At 63.9% G+C, this 19,092-nt stretch carries 17 protein-coding genes; 11 read left to right on the top strand and 6 right to left on the bottom strand.

Annotated elements, in window-relative coordinates; all coding sequences use genetic code 11:
* Window positions 1-25: 25 nt before the first annotated feature.
* Complete coding sequence (locus EN862_RS27390) at window positions 26-799, bottom strand: gamma-glutamyl-gamma-aminobutyrate hydrolase family protein (RefSeq protein WP_127866603.1); 774 nt, start codon at window positions 797-799, stop codon at window positions 26-28.
* A 263-nt stretch (window positions 800-1,062) separates the two neighbouring features.
* Between EN862_RS27390 and EN862_RS27385 the strand changes: the two genes are divergently transcribed.
* Window positions 1,063-2,172 (top strand): TRAP transporter substrate-binding protein, encoded by a 1,110-nt coding sequence (locus EN862_RS27385; RefSeq protein ID WP_127866602.1) that lies wholly within the window; start codon window positions 1,063-1,065, stop codon window positions 2,170-2,172.
* 203 nt (window positions 2,173-2,375) lie between these two features.
* Here EN862_RS27385 and EN862_RS27380 read toward each other — a convergent pair whose 3' ends face one another.
* The 4 genes from EN862_RS27380 to EN862_RS27365 all read right to left on the bottom strand — a co-directional run bounded on the left by EN862_RS27380 (window position 2,376) and on the right by EN862_RS27365 (window position 7,095).
* On the bottom strand, window positions 2,376-3,398 hold the full coding sequence (locus EN862_RS27380) for a zinc-dependent alcohol dehydrogenase family protein (protein ID WP_127866601.1): 1,023 nt from the start codon (window positions 3,396-3,398) through the stop codon (window positions 2,376-2,378).
* Between the two features lie 109 nt (window positions 3,399-3,507).
* Window positions 3,508-5,298 carry a TRAP transporter large permease subunit gene (locus tag EN862_RS27375; RefSeq protein ID WP_193771578.1) on the bottom strand — a complete coding sequence of 597 codons (1,791 nt, stop codon included), beginning with the start codon at window positions 5,296-5,298 and terminating at the stop codon, window positions 3,508-3,510.
* Complete coding sequence (locus EN862_RS27370) at window positions 5,295-5,900, bottom strand: TRAP transporter small permease subunit (protein ID WP_127866600.1); 606 nt, start codon at window positions 5,898-5,900, stop codon at window positions 5,295-5,297. The genes EN862_RS27375 and EN862_RS27370 overlap by 4 nt, the downstream gene beginning before the upstream one ends.
* Window positions 5,901-6,189: 289 nt before the next feature.
* Entirely contained in the window at window positions 6,190-7,095 is a 906-nt protein-coding gene (locus EN862_RS27365) for a branched-chain amino acid ABC transporter permease (RefSeq protein WP_127866832.1), read from the bottom strand.
* Window positions 7,096-7,189: 94 nt separating this feature from the next.
* Here EN862_RS27365 and EN862_RS27360 point away from each other — a divergent pair, with 94 nt between their 5' ends.
* From EN862_RS27360 to EN862_RS27330, 7 genes are all read left to right on the top strand, one after another.
* Window positions 7,190-7,798, top strand: a complete 609-nt coding sequence (locus EN862_RS27360; RefSeq protein WP_127866599.1) for a CGNR zinc finger domain-containing protein — start codon at window positions 7,190-7,192, stop codon at window positions 7,796-7,798.
* Window positions 7,791-8,321: a hypothetical protein gene (locus EN862_RS27355; RefSeq protein WP_127866598.1), complete on the top strand. Its 531-nt coding sequence runs from the start codon at window positions 7,791-7,793 to the stop codon at window positions 8,319-8,321. Before EN862_RS27360 ends, EN862_RS27355 begins: the two co-directional genes overlap by 8 nt.
* The gene (locus tag EN862_RS36600; protein WP_128192809.1) at window positions 8,303-8,500 is read left to right on the top strand and encodes a hypothetical protein; all 198 of its coding nucleotides are present in this window, start codon (window positions 8,303-8,305) and stop codon (window positions 8,498-8,500) included. The genes EN862_RS27355 and EN862_RS36600 overlap by 19 nt, the downstream gene beginning before the upstream one ends.
* Before the next feature lie 157 nt (window positions 8,501-8,657).
* A complete protein-coding gene (locus EN862_RS27345) occupies window positions 8,658-12,131 on the top strand; it encodes an indolepyruvate ferredoxin oxidoreductase family protein (protein WP_127866597.1) in 3,474 nt (1,157 codons plus the stop codon).
* A gap of 149 nt (window positions 12,132-12,280) precedes the next feature.
* Complete coding sequence (locus EN862_RS27340; protein ID WP_127866596.1) at window positions 12,281-14,596, top strand: EAL domain-containing protein; 2,316 nt, start codon at window positions 12,281-12,283, stop codon at window positions 14,594-14,596.
* A gap of 362 nt (window positions 14,597-14,958) precedes the next feature.
* Window positions 14,959-15,678 carry an acyl-homoserine-lactone synthase gene (locus EN862_RS27335; protein ID WP_245519705.1) on the top strand — a complete coding sequence of 240 codons (720 nt, stop codon included), beginning with the start codon at window positions 14,959-14,961 and terminating at the stop codon, window positions 15,676-15,678.
* A gap of 187 nt (window positions 15,679-15,865) precedes the next feature.
* Entirely contained in the window at window positions 15,866-16,015 is a 150-nt protein-coding gene (locus EN862_RS27330; RefSeq protein ID WP_127866594.1) for a DUF3096 domain-containing protein, read from the top strand.
* Window positions 16,016-16,024: 9 nt separating this feature from the next.
* Here the strand turns inward: EN862_RS27330 and EN862_RS27325 are convergent, their stop codons facing one another.
* Window positions 16,025-16,840 carry an alpha/beta hydrolase gene (locus EN862_RS27325; RefSeq protein ID WP_127866593.1) on the bottom strand — a complete coding sequence of 272 codons (816 nt, stop codon included), beginning with the start codon at window positions 16,838-16,840 and terminating at the stop codon, window positions 16,025-16,027.
* A gap of 247 nt (window positions 16,841-17,087) precedes the next feature.
* On the opposite strand from EN862_RS27325, the gene EN862_RS27320 reads away from it, so the two are divergent.
* The 3 genes from EN862_RS27320 (at window position 17,088) to EN862_RS27310 (ending at window position 19,091) form a co-directional block, all read left to right on the top strand.
* Entirely contained in the window at window positions 17,088-17,312 is a 225-nt protein-coding gene (locus tag EN862_RS27320; protein ID WP_042645175.1) for an aa3-type cytochrome c oxidase subunit IV, read from the top strand.
* Between the two features lie 85 nt (window positions 17,313-17,397).
* Entirely contained in the window at window positions 17,398-18,669 is a 1,272-nt protein-coding gene (locus EN862_RS27315; RefSeq protein WP_127866592.1) for a Re/Si-specific NAD(P)(+) transhydrogenase subunit alpha, read from the top strand.
* Entirely contained in the window at window positions 18,669-19,091 is a 423-nt protein-coding gene (locus EN862_RS27310) for an NAD(P) transhydrogenase subunit alpha (RefSeq protein ID WP_040974911.1), read from the top strand. Before EN862_RS27315 ends, EN862_RS27310 begins: the two co-directional genes overlap by 1 nt.
* Window position 19,092: the final 1 nt, after the last annotated feature.

Raw genomic sequence — 19,092 nt, 5'->3', positions numbered from 1 at the left:
TCAAGCCGCTCCAGGGAGCAGCGGATTATTCCGCCGCGGCGCGCACGCCTGCTTTTGCCGCCGCGTGCAGCCGCACGGCATCGCCGAAAGCGCGAAAAATCTTGGCGGAATTGCTGTCCGACTTCACCCAGTATTCGGGGTGCCACTGCACGCCGACCGCGAAGGCGCGGGCGTCCTTGACGGAAACCGCTTCGATCGTTCCGTCGGTGGCCAAAGCCTCGATTAGCAGTTCCGAGCCGAGCCGGTCGATCCCCTGCCGGTGCAGCGAGTTGACCTTGATGTCGCCGGCGCCGAACACGCCTGCAAGGCAACTGCCCGGCTTGATCGAGATCGTCTGGTGGATGGCGAAGCGCTCGTCCTGATTGTCGCTCACCGGCGCGCGATGGTCGAGCGAGCCTTCGCGCTCCTGGATCTCGGTGCCCAGCGTGCCGCCCAGCGCCACGTTCAGCTCCTGGATGCCGCGGCAGATGGCGAGCAACGGCACACCGCGCTCAAGCGCCTTGCGGATCAGCGGCAGCGTCGTGGAATCGCGCGCCTGATCGTAAGGACCGTTGGCCTCGCTCGGGTCGCCGTCATAAAGCGAGGGATGCACGTTCGATTTCGAACCCGTCAGCATGACGCCGTCGACGGACGACAGCAATTCGTCGAGGTCGAGTCGGTCGCCGAAGGACGGCACCAGCAGCGGGAACACGCCGGCGCCGGTCACCGCCGCTTCCAGATATTGCTGGGGCGCGGCGTGCCAGGTGTAGTTGTCGAACTGGCGGACGTCGGTTGAGACGGCGACGAGCGGCTGCTGCATTTTGGGTTTGGTTTCCATCAGGCCAAGGAATTGTTCTGCCTATAAAATAAGCGATCCGTCGCGGCTTTTCCATGGCAAGTTTGGCCGCCTCGCATGGGCCAGGAAAGAGAGCGTTAGACTATAGTTGCAGATGGCGCCTGAATGGCGTCAAGCTGAGCCGCAGCGCTGGACTCGACCTCTTGCCCGTGTATGGTTCTCCACAACCGAGCCGGCACCGAGAATGTCCTGGCATCGGTCAGCTGATCCGCAAGGGAGGAAACTGCATGGATCGTCGTTCATTCATCCGCAAGGCCGGTGCATCCGGCGTCGGTGCTGCGGCAGCGGCCGCCGCACTTGCCACGCCGGCGATAGCCCAGTCCAATCCGAAGGTGACTTGGCGGCTGGCATCGTCCTTCCCGAAATCGCTCGACACGATCTATGGCGGCGCCGAGGTCTTCTCCAAGATGCTGTCGGAAGCGACCGACGGCAATTTCCAGGTCCAGGTTTTCGCCTCCGGCGAACTGGTGCCCGGTCTGCAGGCGGCGGACGCCACCGCGGCCGGCACCGTCGAAGCCTGTCATACGGTGGCATACTATTACTGGGGCAAGGATCCTACCTGGGCGCTGGGCGCGGCCGTGCCGTTCTCTCTCAATGCGCGCGGCATGAATGCCTGGCACTACCATGGCGGCGGCATCGACCTGTTCAACGAGTTCCTGGCCACGCAGGGGCTTTTCGGTCTGCCGGGCGGCAATACCGGAGTGCAGATGGGCGGCTGGTTCCGCAAGCAGATCAACACGGTCGCCGATCTGTCCGGCCTGAAGATGCGCATCGGCGGTTTTGCCGGCAAAGTCGTGCAGAAGCTCGGCGTCGTGCCGCAGCAGATCGCCGGCGGCGACATCTACCCGGCGCTGGAAAAGGGCACGATCGACGCCGCCGAATGGGTCGGCCCCTATGACGACGAGAAGCTCGGCTTCTACAAGGTCGCGCCCTATTACTACTATCCCGGCTGGTGGGAAGGCGGCCCGACCGTGCACCTGCTTTTCAATAAGGCCAAGTACGAAGAGCTGTCGCCGGCTTACAAGTCGCTGGTGCACACCGCCGCCCAGGCGGCGGACGCCAACATGCTGCAGAAATACGACTTCCTCAATCCGGCCGCGGTGAAGCGGCTGGTGGCCGGCGGCGCCAAGCTGGCGCCCTTCAGCCAGGAGATCATGGCGGCCTGCTTCGACAAGGCGAACGAGGTCTATGCCGAGATGGAAGCCTCGAACGCGCCATTCAAGAAGATCTGGGAATCGATCAAGGGCTTCCGCAAGGAGCACTATCTCTGGGCCCAGGTCGCCGAATACAACTACGACACCTTCATGATGGTGCAGCAGCGCAACGGCAAGCTGTAGGCTGGCTTACCTTCTCCCCTTGTGGGGTCCGAAGGACGGGTGAGACGCGTGGCTCGCCCCCGGGCGGTGGATCGGCGCGCAGCGCCGAGACGGATGAGGGTGTTAGACGGATCGCCGTCCGCGCCAAGCTGGAACACCCCTCATCCGTCGCATTCGGCGACACCTTCTCCCACAAGGGGAGAAGGCAGAACCGCGTCTCTACCTCAACCCGGCACCACGAGCACCTTGACCTCGCCCGGAGCCGGCGGATTGGCGATTACGTCGGGCGCCTCCTCCAGGCTGACCTTTCTCGAGATCAGCCGGTCGACCTCGATCGCGCCGGAGGCGATCAGCTGCGCCGCCCTGCCATGTGTGAACGGGTTGAGGAAGGAGCCCAGCACCTTCAATTCGCGAAACAAGAGATCGAACGGCTCGATCTCCACCTTCATGCCTTGCGGCACGACGCCGACGATGACGACGGTGCCGCCGGCCCGAGCCATCCGCATCGACTGCTCGACGGTATCGCGCACGCCGGCGCATTCCAGCACCACGTCGACCCCGCCGGGAACCAGACCATTCGGCCCGGCGATGGCTGCGATCGGGTCGCCGGCGCTGGGATCGATCGTCGCGGTCGCGCCGAGCTCCTCGGCAAGCGCGCGGCGTGAGGCCTGCCTTGTCGACAGGGTGATGGTCGCCGCACCCGCGAGCTTTGCCAGCTGCACGACCAGCAGGCCGATGACGCCGCCGCCAAGCACCACGACCGACGCGCCCGGCCGTATCGCGGCAAGGTCCACGCCGTGCAGACAGCAGGCCAGCGGCTCGCAGAAGGCGCCATGCGCCGGCTTGAGGTTTGCGGGCAGCCGGAAGGCCTGCCTGTGCGGCATCAGAACATAGTCGGCAAAGCCGCCGTCGCGGTGGATGCCGATGGCGCTGAGATTGCTGCACAGGTTGACGCGGCCGGCATGGCAGTGGGCGCAGCGTCCGCAGGCGATATTGGGATCGCCGGTGACGCGGTCGCCGACGGCAATGCCTGACACTGCCGCGCCGACGGCCTCGACGATGCCGGAAAACTCGTGGCCGAGCGTCACCGGCGGCGTGCAAGGGAATTCGCCGTGGAACAGATGCCGGTCGGTGCCGCAGACGCCGCAGGCCTCGATGCGCACGAGAACGTCCTCGGGCCCGGGAACGGGCTTGGGAACCTTGCGCAGCGCGATTTTGCCTACCGCCTCCAAACGCACGGCTCTCATGGTCCACCTCCGAGCAATTTCAGAAAAGTGTGAAGCGGTTTTCCGTCCGAAATTGCATCAAAACAAAGAGCTAGGACATTTCACCGTTTCTGTGAAACGGTGAAATGTCCTAGTTGAATTTTGGCGGCTGCGAGAGATCGGGGGCCGGTGCCGCCGGCTTGGCCGGCGCATCACCGAAGCTCGGCGGCTGCGACAGGTCGGGCGTGCCGGGCGCCGCCGGCGCGCCGCCATTGCCCGGGGCCGCGCCGTTATTCGCCGGCGGCGTGCCGAGCGGCGACAGCGAAGGCATGTCGGGCAGCTTGAGGTCGATGGTGCTGGGCTCCACCGCCGCTCCCTTGTAGCGCATGACCATTTGCGGGAAGGCGATGGTGAGCCCGATCATGATCACCTGGATGCAGACGAACGGCACCGCACCCCAATAGATCTGCCCGGTGGTGACGGGCGCGATCTGCTTGCCGGTGATCCTGTCCAGGTAAGGCACGCGGGCCGCGACCGAGCGCAGGTAGAACAGCGCGAAGCCGAAGGGCGGATGCATGAAGCTGGTCTGCATGTTGACGCCCAGCAGCACGCCGAACCAGATCAGGTCGATGCCGAGCTTGTCGGCGGCGGGCGCCAGCAGCGGCACGATGATGAAGGCGAGCTCGAAGAAATCGAGGAAGAAGGCAAGCAGGAAGACCAGGATATTGACGCCGATCAGGAAGCCGGTCTCGCCGCCGGGCAGCGAGGTCAGGAGATGCTCGACCCAGATGTGGCCGTTGACGCCGTAGAAGGTGAGCGAGAAGACGCGCGCGCCGATCAGGATGAACAGCACGAAGGAGGAAAGCCTGGTCGTCGAGGCAAGCGCCTGTTTGACGACGTCGAGCGACAGCCGTCCCTTGGCCGCCGCCATGATCAATGCTCCGACCGAGCCCATGGCCCCGCCCTCGGTCGGCGTGGCAATGCCGAGGAAGATTGTGCCCAGCACCAGGAAGATCAGCGCCAGCGGCGGGATCAGCACGATCACCACCTGCTGCGCCAGCTTCGACATCAGGTTGAGCCTCAGCCGCTGGTCGACTATGGCGGCGACATAGATGACGATGACGCCGACGGCGAAGCCGAGGATGTCGGCATTGTCGCCCTGCGTCGGCGCAAGATAGCGATAGGCGCCGTAGGAGATCGCGCCGGTTACCAGCAGCGCCACGATCAGCGAGATCACGCCGCGGCCGAGCGTGCGGGCTTCGAGAGGCAGCGCCGGCATCGAGTTTGGCCGGACGATCGACACGATCAGGATGTAGAGCATGTAGATGCCGGTCAGCACGATACCCGGGATCAACGCGCCGGCATACATGTCGCCGACCGACCGTCCGAGCTGGTCGGCAAGCACGATCAGCACCAGCGAGGGCGGGATGATCTGGGCAAGCGTGCCGGAGGCCGCGATGACGCCGGAGGCGAGCCTTCGGTCATAGCCGTAGCGCAGCATGATCGGCAGCGAGATCAGCCCCATGGCGATGACCGAGGCCGCCACCACGCCGGTCGTTGCGGCAAGCAGCGCGCCGACGAAGATGACCGCATAGGCAAGGCCGCCACGGATCGGCCCGAACAGCTGGCCGATCGTGTCGAGGAGATCCTCGGCCATGCCGGATCGTTCGAGCACGATACCCATGAAGGTGAAGAACGGTATCGCCAGCAGCGTGTCGTTGGACATCACCCTGGTGCCGTAGAAATTGTCGGGCAGCGCGTGCAGCAGCGGCCAGGCGAGGTTGATCGACCCGCCGGAATAGGGCGAGACCAGCACGCCGATGAAGAAGAACAGAAGTCCGTTGGCGGCGAGCGAGAAGGCGACGGGGTAGCCGATCAAAAGGAAAATGATCAGCGAGGCGAACATGATCGGCGCCATGTTCTGCGCGATGAACTCGATCATGGGCGGACCTCGCCCGCGATGGCTTTGGCTTCCTCGGCCAGCGCCTCCGCCTCGAGCCTGGCCTGCTCATGCGCCGATATGAAGGGATTGGGATCGTCCATGTCGCCGCGCATGATGGCGATCTTCTTGATGATCTCGGAAACGCCTTGGAGCGCCAGCAGGAAGAAGCCGACGAGCAGGATGGCCTTGGCCGGCCAGACGATCAGGCCGCCAGCATTGGTCGACATCTCGCCGCTGTGGAAGGACAGCGACACATAGGGCACGAAATAGATCACCATCAGCACGACGAAAGGCATCAGGAACAACAGGTGGCCGAGCAGGTCGATCCAGTGCTGCACGCGCCGCGAGAACATGCCGTACACGATGTCGATGCGGATATGGTCGTTCTGCTTCAGCGTGTAGGCCGCAGCCAGCATGAAGGCGGCGCCGAACAGATACCACTGCAGTTCGAGCCAGGCATTGGAGGAGGTGTCGAACACCTTGCGGATGACGGCATTGCCCGCGCTCACGAGGATCGCGAACAGGATCAGCCATGACACCCAGCGGCCGATGAACTCGTTGATGCGGTCGATCGTTCTGGAAAGAGCGAGAAGCCCTGCCATGCATATCCTCCCTGACAATGCGGCGCGCCCGATTCCCCCTCCGGTGTCGCGTCGCCTGGCCCAACGGTATGCAGTGCGTGGTCCGGCAGGTCAACATGGCAAAGCTGCGGCTAACAGATCGGCGCACCGGACAATGCCGGAACGCCGCCACTTGACGGCACGTCATGCAACCAAAGTCTGGGATGCTTAAAGCATGTCTCCTGAAAGTGGGACCCGGTTTCAGGATAAAGACATGCGTAAACCAAAAACCTAAAGCGCATGGAGCGAATCTGAAAGATCGCGACGCGTTTTAGGCGATCTTGGCCTGGTCGCGCCCGGCGCCGATCAGCACCAGCATGACGACGAGGAACAGGTATATCCAGGCGTCGCGCCATTCGAGCGGGAAGTAGCCGGCCCACAGCGATTCCGCCATGCCGAAGGCCGCGGCGCCAAGGGCCGCCTTGAGCGGCGACAGATAGCCGCCGACCGCCGTCACGAACAGGATCTTGAGGCCGTAGATCAGCCCGGTGCCGAAGCTGACATTGCCGTAATAGAGACCGGCAAGCACGCCGGCCAGGGCCGCGCAGAAGCCGCCGAACAGCACGGCGCGGCGGAACACGGCGGTGACGTCGACGCCGCACATCGCCGCCGCCTTCGGATCGTCGGAGACGGCCCGCCAGGCGCGGCCGAAGCTGGAGTGGGAAAATAGCCAGGCCGCCAGCGCCACCAGTGCGACGACGCCCGCGCAGTCCAGCAGCTGGATGACGGTGAGCGTGACCTTGAAGCCGCCGCCCTCGGCGAAAATGACGGGAGTGGCGAGCATCGGCGGCAGCCACAGGTCGTGCGTGTCGGCGGCGATGCGGCTGGCCTCCGACAGGAAGATCAGGATGCCGAGCGTCGTCACCACGATGGCGTTGGGCGAGCGGTCGGCGAGCCTCTCGAACACGCTGCGCGACAGAATGTGGCTGATCAGCGCGGCGTAGAGCAGGGCCGCGGCCACGCCGAGCGCCACCGCGGCAGCCAGCGTCAGCCACAGCGCCTGATAGCCGAAGGCGGCGGTCAGGATCATCGTCTGGCCGCAGAAGGCGAACAGCGCGCCGTAAGCCAGGTTGGTGCGGTGCAGGATGCCGTTGGTCAGCACATAGCCGAAGGCGAGCAGCGCATAGAGCGCGCCCGAATGCAGCCCGTTCAGCACCTGCTGGAAGAAATAGAGCATGCGGCGTCCTTGGGGCCGCATGGCGCGACCCTGCACGGAGCGTTACATTCGGAATCTAACTTGTCAAATGCGTTTTATCGGTTAGATTTCCCTTATGACGGTTTCCTGGACCCCGCACCGTTTCACCGGTGGCATCCTTGCGCTCGACACGGCGAACACCGTGGTGCTGCGCAACGATCCGCAAAAGTCCTTCGACCGCTTTGACGATCCGGCCGAGATCGCCCGTTTCGCCGAGGCGGCAAGCGGCTTTCGCGCCGCCGAGCTCGGCGGCCGGCGGCTGCGGGCGCCGGAGCCGGGCGAGATCAAGCCAACCGTCATCTCGATCCGCGAGGCGACCGACCGCCTGTTTCGCCATGCCGTATCGAACGGCGCGGTGGCGACCAGCCACCTGCCGGATTTCCTGATGGCCTGCGCCAGCGGGCTGTCGGGCAGCGCGACCGAGATCGGAACGCCGGGCCAGCCTTTCGGCGACCCGCAAACGCCGATCGCCTTCGAGGCGGCTTTGGCCGTTTCGGCGCTGTCGCTGCTGCGCGACGAAACCGTGGCGAGGCTCAGGATCTGTCCCAACTGCAGCTGGCTGTTCGTCGACCGCAGCCGCAACGCCAGCCGCTTGTGGTGCGATATGGCTGTCTGCGGCAATCGCCAGAAGGCAAACCGCTATTACCGCCGCCGTACAGCGGCGAGGGAGGTTCCCAATGCTTAGAAAATTTTCGCGTTCGGCCCTGGTCGCCGCCGCCCTGGTCGCCACAATCGCGCTCGGCGCCTGCCGCGACACCGGCAAGGACCAGCTCTTTGCCATCTCGGGAAAACTGTTCGAGTTCAACTATCGGCTGGCCATCGCCACCTATGTCATCACGCTGAAGCCGCTGCGGCCGATGGTCGACGGCCAGGTCGCGGTCGTCAGCTTCCAGAACCCGGCCGGCGGCGACCCGCTCGTCGTCAACCAGAAGATCTGGCCGAAGCTGCCGCATATCACGCTGACCAGCCCGCCGCTCACCTGCGTGGTCAAGGACAAGCCCTACAGCGTCTCGATCCGCATCGAGGATTCCAACGGCACCTTGCTGCAGAGCATCGACACCACAATGACCTCGTCCGAGGACCAGACGATGCTGCCGGACCGGCCACTGGTGATCGGACCGAAATACGAGCTCAACCCTGACCTTGCCGGCCACCCTGACGGCAAGCTGCCCGATGCTCAGAAGCCGGATTGCTCGAAAGCGACCTGAAACGCGCAGCGTTAAAGCAATTCCAGGAAAAGTGTGGAGCGGTTGGGCTCGGCGTCTTCGCCGGAGCCTTCCGTCCGGAATTGCGTCAAAAACAAAAAGATAGGGCGGTTCGCCGTTTCAGTGAAATGGCGAACCGCCCTGTCACGAAATTTTTGTTCTTCACAAAGCGGTTAGCATGATCTTGCGTGCGCCACCTGCCGTTCGCCAGACCGTTTGTTGCGTGTTATCTGGCCTCTGCGATTTTGTTTGACCTCACCGCCAAGGGACGAAAGACTGCGGCGTCCCACTCCGACGTTGGCTGCCTGATTTGAGGTGCCTCCGCAGAGGAAATAGCCGATGACGCTGCACGACGTCGCGCTCGACGACAAGTTCGACCTTGGCAAGGAGCGCGTCTTCCTGTCCGGCGCGCAGGCCGTTGTGCGCATGCTTCTGATGCAGCGCGAGCGCGATCGCCGCGCCGGCCTCAACACCGCGGGATTCGTTTCCGGCTACCGCGGCTCGCCCTTGGGCGGCCTCGACATGCAGCTGTGGCGGGCGAAGAAGCAGCTTGCGCAAGCCGACATCGTCTTCCAGCCGGGCCTCAACGAGGAGCTCGCAGCCACCGCCTGCTGGGGTTCGCAGCAGACCGAATTGCTGGGCGAAGGCACGCATGACGGCGTCTTCTCGGTCTGGTACGGCAAAGGGCCGGGGGTCGACCGGTCCGGCGACGTCTTCCGCCACGCCAATCTTGCCGGTTCCTCGAAACATGGCGGCGTGCTTGCCCTGATGGGCGACGACCACATGGCCGAATCCTCGACCAACGCGCATGCCACCGAGTTCCTGTTCGTCGACACCATGGTGCCGATCCTCAATCCGGCCGGCGTGCAGGAGATCATCGACTACGGCCTTTACGGCTTTGCCATGTCGCGCTTCGCCGGCACCTGGGCGGCGATCAAATGCGTCAAGGACAACATCGAATCGACGGCTTCGGTCGACGCCTCGATCGAGCGTCTGGGCATCGTCATTCCCGAATTCGACATGCCGCCGGGCGGCCTGAACATCCGCCACGAGATCGACATGCTCGGCCAGGAAGAGCGGCTGCATGAACATAAGCGCGCCGCCGCTTCCGCCTTCATCCACGCCAACGGGCTGAACCGCATCATCTATTCCGGCGGCCGCAATCCCAGGCTCGGCGTCATCACCATCGGCAAGAGCTATCTCGACGTCCGCCAGGCGCTGGAGGATATCGGTATCGACGAACAGGCGGCGAACCACATCGGCATCCGCCTGTTCAAGGTCGGCTGCCCGTGGCCGTTGGATTTCCAGCACATCGCCGATTTCGCGCGCGGCCTCGACACCATCGTCGTCGTCGAGGAGAAGCGCTCGCTGATCGAGGTGCAGCTGCGCGAGAACCTCTACGGCACCGCCACGCAGCCGGTGATCGTCGGCAAGAAGGACGAACGCGGCGACTGGCTGTTTCCGGCCAAGGGCGCGCTCGACCCGAACGAGATAGCGATTGCGCTGGGCGAACGTATCCTGCGCACCATCGGCCCGTCGGAAGAGATTGCCGCGCGGGTAGCGAAGTTGCGCCAGTTCCAGGCGATGCTCGCCGACACGCTCGACATCGGCTCGCGCACGCCCTTTTTCTGCTCGGGCTGCCCGCACAATTCCTCGACCAAGGTGCCGGACGGCTCGCTGGCCGCCGCCGGCATCGGCTGCCATTTCATGGCGCTGTGGATGGACAGGAACACCGTCGGCTTCACCGCCATGGGCGGCGAGGGCGCGCAATGGGTCGGCCAGGCGCCGTTCTCCAGGCGCGACCATATCTTCCAGAATCTCGGTGACGGCACCTACAACCATTCCGGCGTGCTGGCGATCCGCTTCGCGCTGTCGTCCGACGCCAACATCACCTACAAGATCCTCTATAACGATGCCGTGGCGATGACCGGCGGCCAGCCGCATGAGGGTGGCCTGACCGTCGACATGATCGCCAGGCAAGTGCGCGCCGAGGGCGTCGAGCGCATCGCCGTCGTCACCGACGAGCCCGGCAAATATGCCGGCAAGGCCGATTTCCCGGCCGGCATAACCATCCACCACCGCGACGATCTCGATCTCGTCCAGCGCGAATTGCGCGAGGTGAAAGGCGTTTCGGTGCTGCTCTACGATCAGACCTGCGCCGCCGAAAAGCGCCGCCGCCGCAAGCGCGGCACCTTCCCCGATCCGGACAAGCGCGTCTTCATCAACGAGCTGGTCTGTGAAGGCTGTGGCGATTGCGGCGTGCAGTCGAACTGCGTCTCGATCCAGCCGGTCGAGACCGAATTCGGACGCAAGCGCCGGATCGACCAGTCGAGCTGCAACAAGGATTTTTCCTGCCTCAACGGTTTCTGCCCGTCTTTCGTCACCGTGCATGGCGGCAAGATCAGGAAGGCCGAAGGCATTGCCGGCAGAGCCGATCCGCTGGACGGCGTGCCGGCGCCGGCTGAATTCCGCATGGGCAACCAGGGCTGGGCGGCGATCATCGACGGCGTCGGCGGCACCGGCGTCGTCACCATCGGCGCAGTGCTCGGCATGGCCGCCCATATCGAGGGCAAGGGCTGCGGCATGATCGACATGGCGGGCCTTGCCCAGAAGGGCGGCTCGGTCTTCACCCATGTCCGCATCGCCCCGACACCCGAGGACATCCACGCCATCCGCGTCTCGGCCGGCAAGGCCGACCTCGTGCTCGGTTGCGACCTCGTCGTCTCCGGCGCCAAGAAGGTGCTGGGCGCGGTGCGCGAGGGCCACACGATCTTCCTCGCCAACACTGCCGAGATCATGCCCGGCGAATTCACCCGCTCCGCCGACTTCTCGCTGCCGGTCGAGCGGCTGAAGAAGGCGATCCGGGCGGCTGCCGGCGACGACAAGGCGCATTTCTTCGACGCCACCCGCACGGCGACCGCTTTGTTCGGCAATTCGCTCGGCGCCAACATGTTCATGCTTGGCTTCGCCTTCCAGCATGGCGGCTTGCCGCTTTCGGCCGAAGCCGTTGAAAAGGCGATAGAATTGAACGGCGAAGCGGTCGCCATGAACGTCGCAGCCTTTCGTTGGGGCCGCCGCGCCGCGCACCAGCCCGATTTCGTGCGTGGCCTGGTCGCCCAGACCGGCAAGCCGGCGTCGAAACCGGCCGAGACGCTGGATGAGGTCATCGCCCGCCGCGTCGCCTTCCTCACCGCCTACCAGAACGCCGCCTATGGCAGGCGCTACGCCGACCGCGTGGCGGCCTTGCGCGCCGCCGAAGCCAAGGCCGTGCCGGGCTCGACCGCGGTGACCGAGGCCGTCGCCAGGAATCTCTTCAAGCTGATGGCGATCAAGGATGAGTATGAGGTGGCGCGGCTCTACACCGACGGCACTTTCGCCGCCGACCTCGCCAAGCAGTTCCAGAGCTACGAGAAGCTCGAATTCCATCTCGCGCCGCCGATCCTCGGCCGGCGCGGCAAGGACGGTAGCCCAAGGAAATCGAGCTTCGGCCCGTGGATGATGAAGGGCTTTCGGCTGCTGGCGGCGATGAAGGGCCTGCGCGGAACCGCGTTGGACCTTTTCGGCTACACGGCCGAGCGGCGCATGGAGCGGCAAGCGTTGAGAGAGTATGAGGGGGATCTAGACCTCATCGCCGGCGCCTTGGCGCCGGGACGGATCGAGGCCGCCACGGCCCTTGCCTCAGTGCCCGCTCTCATCCGCGGCTACGGCCATGTCCGGCAGGCCAGCGCCATGAAAGCGGCGGGCGAGCGCTCGCGGCTGATCGAGCGTTTGAATCAAGCCCCCGCGGAGCCATCGCTTCGGGCGGCGGAGTGATCGCGCCGGCGCGTAGATAGCGCCTGGAACCCCCGGAATTTCCTGATCTGTCCCGCGGGTCTCAACGCTCTGCAACCGGCATGAAGCGCGGTTCTAAGCCTTTCTTAAGGCGGGTGTGGGATGACAAGGCTTAGCGTTGGGCCAACGATATGGGCAGAGCAAAGACCGAAGACATCCCGGCGGATGTTTATATCCAGTTTGTGCGGGCGTTGTCCGACAACGCCTACATGCTGGTGGTCGGCGGCCTATGCTACTGGATCCTCGGATTGATGATCTACCTGCGGACGCAGGATCCGCTGTATCTTGGCTTCGCCTTCCTTCTGTTGGCGGTCAACCTCTGGCGCTATTTCAGCATCCGCAGCTTCCAAAGGAGTGGCAGCACTTTACCCACTGTCGAAAAGGCAGAGGCGTGGGAACGCGGTTACATTCTGAAAGGCAGTGCGCAGGGCCTCGCATTGGGGTCATTGTGTTTCGTGTCGATCTACCTGCGTCCCGATGGCTTCGCCGAACTGGCGTCCGTGTCGTTGGCATTGACCACCCTGCTCACGGTTGTCGGCCGAAGCTACGGCTCCAGGCGCATGGTGCAGATTTTTTCCGTGACCCTCATTGGGCTGCCAGCACTTGCGCTCTTCCTGCGCATGGACGTCCCCGACTTCGTGCTCGGGCTGATGATCATTCCGACGACAATCGTCACCATCAGCAGCGCCGATCATGTCCGCAACGTTCTGTTCTCGGCGGTCATCGGTCACCGGCAGGCGAAGGAGTTGGCGCAAAGGTTCGACCGGGCGCTGAATACGATGTCGCACGGTCTTGTCATGCTCGACTCGAACGGAAAGGTGGTCGTCGCCAACGCCGAGGCAGCACATTTGATGTCATTGAAATCGCCGGGCGCGCTGCTGGGGCGGTCGATCCACGGCCTCCTGATGCGTGGCGTCGCCGGCGGTATGCTGGCCCCGAAAGACTGCCGCTACATCGAGGCGCAACTGACGCGCGCCTTGCGCGAAGGTCGCGACCGCAAGGTACTGGTCTCGCTCGCAAACGGCCAGCACTACGAATTCTCCGCTCGTGAAGGGAGCCAGGAACTGGGCGTCGTCACCTTCGAGGACGTGACGGCGCGCGTCGAGGCGGAGGAAAAGATACGCTTCATGGCGCGCTACGACAATCTGACCGGTTTGCCTAACCGCGCCTATTTCCACGAACTTGTCCGTGAGGCCATGGCCTCCGGCGAGCAGGAGCGGCTCTGCGGTCTGGCGGTGCTCGATCTCGACGACTTCAAGAGCGTCAACGACACGCTCGGTCATCCTGTCGGCGACGGGTTGATTTACGCCGTGGCCGAGCGACTCGCGGCGATTGCCGGGCCGGGCATCACGGTCAGCCGCTTCGGCGGCGATGAGTTCATGGTCTTCTTCGACCGTGTCGAGGACGAGAGCCATCTCAGCACCTTGCTCGACCAGATATTCGCGGATCTGCAGGGTGAGGTGGACGTCGCCGGCCACGGCTTGCGCATCCAGGCCAGCGGCGGCGCGGTGCTGTCCAAGGTCAAGGACACCGAGGTTGATGCAATGATCGTCAAGGCCGATCTTGCCCTCTACAAGGCCAAGGAACTTGGCAAGAACAGCTGGCGGCTGTTCGAGGCGGCCATGGACGCCGCTTTCCGCAATCGCCAGCTGATGAAGGCGGATTTGCGCAATGCCGTGCAGGCCAAGGATTTGCGCGTGGTCTATCAGCCGATCGTCTCCGTCAGCACCATGCGCATCGCCAGTTGCGAGGCGCTCTGCCGCTGGGACCATCCCGACCTCGGCCCAATCTCGCCCAGCGTCTTCATCCCTTTGGCGGAAGAGATGGGCATCGTTTCCGACATCAGCACCTTCGTGCTGGAGGCCGCATGCGCCGAATGCGCCAAATGGCCGGCCCAGACCAGTGTGTCGGTGAACTTGTCGGCCAAGGATTTCCGCAGCCGCGATATCGTCCAGAAGGTCAGGGACGCCTTGGCCAAGTCGGGCCTGGCGACGCACCGGCTCGAGATCGAGGTCACCGAGACCGCATTGCTCGACGACAAGTCGCTGACGCGTGAGTCGATCGAGGACTTGAAGGCGCTTGGCGTGCGCATTGCGCTTGACGATTTCGGGACCGGCTATTCCAGCCTGAGCTATCTGCACAAGTTGCCGCTCGACAAGATCAAGATCGATCGCTCGTTCCTGGTCGATCTGAACCAGAACCGGCAGTCGCTCGACCTTCTCAAGGGCATTGTCGGCCTGTCCCGGACGCTGGGCCTTTCCGTCACCATCGAAGGGGTCGAGACCTTCGAGCAGCTGAAGACGCTGATCCATCTGGTCAAGCCGGACTTCGTGCAGGGTTTTCTCTTCGGCGCCGCGCTCAGCGCGTCAGGCATCGAGACGATGTCGAGCGTCACATGGCCATTTGCGGCGGAGTTGCATATCGCCGGCAAAAGGACAGCCAGCTGAACCAAACTCCAACACTGCTCTCGGAGTGGTGTCATTCGGGCTGCGATTTCGCTGAGATCACCGCCCGCCTTCACGCAAACCTAAGCTTGCTGCGCCTCGGCGTCTTCAGACCTTGAACTTAGGATGGTCCAGCGGATCGCCGGCAGGTGGTCTTGGACGGCCCGTCGGCGTCGAGTTTGCTTTTTGCTTAGAGAATCTGCGAAAATTGGCCCGGCCGTTAAGGTTAACAAGCGGTAAATCAGCAATATCGAATTTTCAGCTTGTGTCCCATTTCAACTCGAATAGCCTTAGTTGCAGGCGGAATTCGAGGAATGACAATGGATGCTGCGAGGAAGAGTGCTTCGGCTGGCGCCGGCGCGAGGATGGACTCCGCGCTTAACCAATCGATGATGCAATTACTGGACCATGTCGAGTATCGTCTCATCACCGGGGGCGAAGATCTGGAGGCGATCTATCGGCTCCGCTACAACTCCTATCGGCGCTCAGGTATGTGTGGTCCGATCGCCGGCGGGATGTTCGAGGACCGCTGGGACAATCTGCCGAATTCCTACAGGTTCGGCGTCTATTTCGACGGCCACCTGGTAAGCACATTGCGGCTGCACTACATCACCCGCGAGCATCCCTACTCGCCCTCCGTCGACGCCTATCCGGAAATATTGGCCGAGCGGCTTGCCCGCGGAGAGACTTTCATCGACGGAACCCGGTTCGCAACCGACCCGGACCTCGCCCCGGCGCCGGGAGTCCTGCCTTTCCTGACCCTCAGGATTTGCATGGTGGCTTACTGCTATTTCCGCCAGACCGCGATGTTCATCCCGATCAAGCTGGAGCATTCCGCTTTTTATGCCCGCTTCTTCAGCGCAAAGCAGATGACCGAGGGCAAGGCGTTTCCGGGCGTTATTCCTCCGCTCGCATTGTTCGAAATTTCCGGCAATGAAGCGAATTTTCACCGAATACTCGACCGGTTGCCGTTCTTCAGATCGACGCCGATGGAACAGCGGCTCATGTTCGGTAATCCGGCCATCAACCGGCTGACGCCTCTGTCGATCGTGCCGACGGCAAAATTCTTTCGCGCGGCTGCCTGAACGCAGGTTGTGAACCTTTCGCCGGCTGCGCCGTTATTCGAGCAATTCCAGGAAAGGTCTGAGCGGTTGTCCGTCCGGAAATTCCGTCAAACACCGAGGTTCATCGTTTCCGTGAAACGGTGAACCTCGCTATCTCCGCAGCCTTGTCTGACGGGCGTTCGCGCCCGTCGAAGGAAAGGATCCCCAGATGACCATCCACTCGCTCGCGCTGACGCCGCTGATTTCGCTGATCGCCGGCGTGCTGATCCTGGTGATGCCGCGGCTCCTCAACTACATCGTCGCGCTCTATCTGATCGTCGTCGGCCTGCTTGGCCTGTTCCCGCATCTCGCCAGCTGAATGAACCGCTCAGCCGGCGAAGAAGCGCAGGGCTGCGGCGACAATGGCTTCGGGCGCGTCTTCCTGCATGAGGTGCCCGGAGCCTGGAATGAGCGTCAAGCTGCAATCCGGCAGCATGGTCGCTAGCTTCGTGCCGCTCTGCGGCGGGATCCAGCGGTCTTCTTCTCCCCACAGCAAGGCCACCGGGCAGCGGAAATCACGATAGAGCGGTTCGACTTCGTCGGTGAAACGCTGGTCCATTTGCGCGATCTGCCGATAGAAGGCGGGCTGGCCGACCGGGCCGGTCCATGGCGTGATATAGGGCTGCAGGGCGGCGTCCGACAAAGGCTTGGCGGCCGCGCCGGCAATATAGGCCTTTAGGATCGCCGTCTGAATGTAATCCGGTACGCCGGCGAAAGCGGATTCATGACGCCCGACATGCTGGACAAAGGGTGAGCCCCAGGGCCGAACCGCCACGGGATCGATCAACAACAGCCTTTCATAATTGCAGCCGTCGATCAGATGCGCGCGCAGGGCTGTGGCGCCGCCGAAATCGTGGGCGATGACATTCGGCCGGTCCAGCTTCCAGAACCCCAGCATCGCCGCTAAGGCTCTGTTCTGGATGGCCAGCGAGACGTCCTGGCCTTCCCGTTTCTCGGACTGGCCATATCCCGGCAGATCGTAAAAATAGAGCGTGTGGTCACGCGCCAGTTCAGGGACAACGCGGTGCCAGACATGCGAGGAAAAGGGCGTTCCATGGACGAGCACGATGGCGGGGCCGGAGCCGACCGAGCCCCAGGCGATCATGGTGCCGTTCCAGTCAAATCTCTGCGTCGGCAAAATCATGGCGGTTCCTCGTCGGGCCCTGCGGGCAGGCAACGATAATCTCCTCCCGTCGCGCGGGAAAACGCGAAATAGTCAAAGCATATTGAGAAGGGCTGACAGGCTCGCCGGGCGCTGGCCGCTGTCCGCAGCGAAACCGGTTTCAACTTTCATTTGAGGCTGTTGTCGCGGGCTGTGCGGCAATAGCGCCATTGCTCTTGGTTCGGCTTTTCGCTATGTGCCTCAAAGGCTTTTTCGAAGGGGTACTTTCATGGCTGATCACACGCCCGCCGGTCCTGTCGAGCTAGGCGCGCAGATGGACTATGCCGAGCACGACCGCACCTACAAGGCCTTCCTCGGCCTTGCCAAATACGGCTCGCTGGTCTGCGCCGCCATCCTCATCGCCATGGCCTTCGGCTTCTTCGTCGGCGGCTTCTTCTCGGGCCTCATCGTGTTCATCCTGATCACGGCCATCGGCACGCTCATTCTGCGGTAGACTTCCCAAGCCCATCGCCCTCGACGTCGCCGGGCGTCCGGCCGACGCCTTGCGTAATCAAGGTTCCAGCCGAAAGGATCGCCCGGTGGGACAAATAGTGTTCATCCCTCGTGAGCTTGACCCGAGCGAGCCGCGCGTCGCGGCCTCGCCGGAAACGGTCAAGCGCCTAGCTGGTCTCGGCTTCGACGTGATCGTCGAGAAGGGCGCCGGCCTCGGCTCCCGCATCCCCGACCAGGATTTCACCGCCGTGGGTGCCGCGATCGGCAAGACTGCCGACGCGTCGAAGGCCGACGTCGTGCTGAAAGTGCGCCGGCCGACCGATGCCGAGCTGAAGGGCTACAAGTCCGGCGCCGCCGTCATCGCCATCATGGACCCCTATGGCAACGATGCCGCCGTGGCCGCCATGGCCAAGGCCGGCATCACCGCTTTCTCCATGGAGTTCATGCCGCGCATCACCCGTGCGCAGGTGATGGACGTTTTGTCCTCGCAGGCCAACCTCGCCGGCTACCAGGCGGTGATCGACGCCGCTGCCGAATATGACCGCGCGCTGCCGATGATGATGACGGCGGCGGGCACCGTGCCTGCGGCCAAGACCTTCATCATGGGCGTCGGCGTCGCCGGCCTGCAGGCGATCGCCACCGCGCGCCGCCTTGGCGCCGTCGTCACCGCCACCGACGTGCGCCCGGCGGTGAAGGAGCAGGTGCAGTCGCTCGGCGCCAAGTTCCTGGCGGTCGAGGACGAGGAGTTCAAGGCGGCCGAGACGGCAGGCGGCTACGCCAAGGAAATGTCGAAGGAATACCAGGCCAAGCAGGCGGCGCTGACCGCGGAGCACATCGCCAAGCAGGACATCGTCATCACCACGGCGCTGATCCCGGGACGTCCGGCGCCGAAGCTGGTCTCAGCCGCCATGGTCGCCTCGATGAGGCCGGGTTCGGTGATCGTCGACCTCGCGGTCGAGCGCGGCGGCAATGTCGAGGGCGCGGTGCCGGGCAAGGTCGTGACGACCGAAAACGGCGTCAAGATCGTCGGCCATCTCAACGTGCCTGGTCGTGTCGCCGCATCCGCCTCGCTGCTCTACGCCAAGAACCTCTACGCCTTCCTCGAGACGATGGTCGACAAGGCGACGAAGCAGCTCGCCATTAAGCGCGACGACGAGCTGGTCAAGGCGACGATGCTGACCGACGGCGGCAAGGTCGTGCATCCGAACTTCGCCAAGGCGGCGGAGGAGCCGCGCACCGAGCCGGCGGCCATTCCGGCGACGACCATGGTTGCCGAAGCCGCCGCCCCGAAGCCGGCGCCGAAGAAGAGGGCCGCCGCAGCCAAGTCGCCCACCTCTAAGACTAAAGGGACCGCGTGATGGAACAGCTGCAGAAAGCCCTGGACCAGCTCGACCAGGCGACCGCCGCCGTGCGGCTGGCGGTGCAGGATCTTGCCAACGCGCCTGCGGGCGCCGAGGCCGCCGGCAACGCTGCGCATGCGCTCTCGGGCGGCGCCATCGATCCCTTCGTCTTCCGCTTCGCCATCTTCGTGCTGGCGATCTTCGTCGGCTATTATGTCGTGTGGTCGGTGACGCCGGCGCTGCACACGCCGCTGATGGCCGTCACCAACGCCATCTCTTCCGTGATCGTCGTCGGCGCGCTGCTTGCCGTCGGCATTGCCGCTTCCGGCCTCGCCGCGGGCTTCGGTTTCGTCGCCCTGGTGCTGGTCTCGGTCAACATCTTCGGCGGCTTCCTGGTCACCCAGCGCATGCTCGCCATGTACAAGAAGAAGGAAAAGTGAC

It is taken from the genome of Mesorhizobium sp. M2E.F.Ca.ET.219.01.1.1 (assembly GCF_004016445.2).
Classification (GTDB): Bacteria; Pseudomonadota; Alphaproteobacteria; order Rhizobiales; family Rhizobiaceae; genus Mesorhizobium.
The sequence above is the reverse complement of the archived record's forward strand: the minus strand, read 5'-3'. Positions and strand labels throughout refer to the sequence as shown.

Excerpts from the sequence above, each read along its gene's own strand:
- EN862_RS27390 (WP_127866603.1), bottom strand. The coding sequence starts at position 799 with ATGCAGCAGCCGCTCGTCGCCGTCTCAACCGACGTCCGCCAGTTCGAC.
- EN862_RS27385 (WP_127866602.1), top strand. The coding sequence starts at position 1,063 with ATGGATCGTCGTTCATTCATCCGCAAGGCCGGTGCATCCGGCGTCGGT.
- EN862_RS27380 (WP_127866601.1), bottom strand. The coding sequence starts at position 3,398 with ATGAGAGCCGTGCGTTTGGAGGCGGTAGGCAAAATCGCGCTGCGCAAG.
- EN862_RS27375 (WP_193771578.1), bottom strand. The coding sequence starts at position 5,298 with ATGATCGAGTTCATCGCGCAGAACATGGCGCCGATCATGTTCGCCTCG.
- EN862_RS27370 (WP_127866600.1), bottom strand. The coding sequence starts at position 5,900 with ATGGCAGGGCTTCTCGCTCTTTCCAGAACGATCGACCGCATCAACGAG.
- EN862_RS27365 (WP_127866832.1), bottom strand. The coding sequence starts at position 7,095 with ATGCTCTATTTCTTCCAGCAGGTGCTGAACGGGCTGCATTCGGGCGCG.
- EN862_RS27360 (WP_127866599.1), top strand. The coding sequence starts at position 7,190 with ATGACGGTTTCCTGGACCCCGCACCGTTTCACCGGTGGCATCCTTGCG.
- EN862_RS27355 (WP_127866598.1), top strand. The coding sequence starts at position 7,791 with ATGCTTAGAAAATTTTCGCGTTCGGCCCTGGTCGCCGCCGCCCTGGTC.
- EN862_RS27345 (WP_127866597.1), top strand. The coding sequence starts at position 8,658 with ATGACGCTGCACGACGTCGCGCTCGACGACAAGTTCGACCTTGGCAAG.
- EN862_RS27340 (WP_127866596.1), top strand. The coding sequence starts at position 12,281 with ATGGGCAGAGCAAAGACCGAAGACATCCCGGCGGATGTTTATATCCAG.
- EN862_RS27335 (WP_245519705.1), top strand. The coding sequence starts at position 14,959 with ATGGACTCCGCGCTTAACCAATCGATGATGCAATTACTGGACCATGTC.
- EN862_RS27330 (WP_127866594.1), top strand. The coding sequence starts at position 15,866 with ATGACCATCCACTCGCTCGCGCTGACGCCGCTGATTTCGCTGATCGCC.
- EN862_RS27325 (WP_127866593.1), bottom strand. The coding sequence starts at position 16,840 with ATGATTTTGCCGACGCAGAGATTTGACTGGAACGGCACCATGATCGCC.
- EN862_RS27320 (WP_042645175.1), top strand. The coding sequence starts at position 17,088 with ATGGCTGATCACACGCCCGCCGGTCCTGTCGAGCTAGGCGCGCAGATG.
- EN862_RS27310 (WP_040974911.1), top strand. The coding sequence starts at position 18,669 with ATGGAACAGCTGCAGAAAGCCCTGGACCAGCTCGACCAGGCGACCGCC.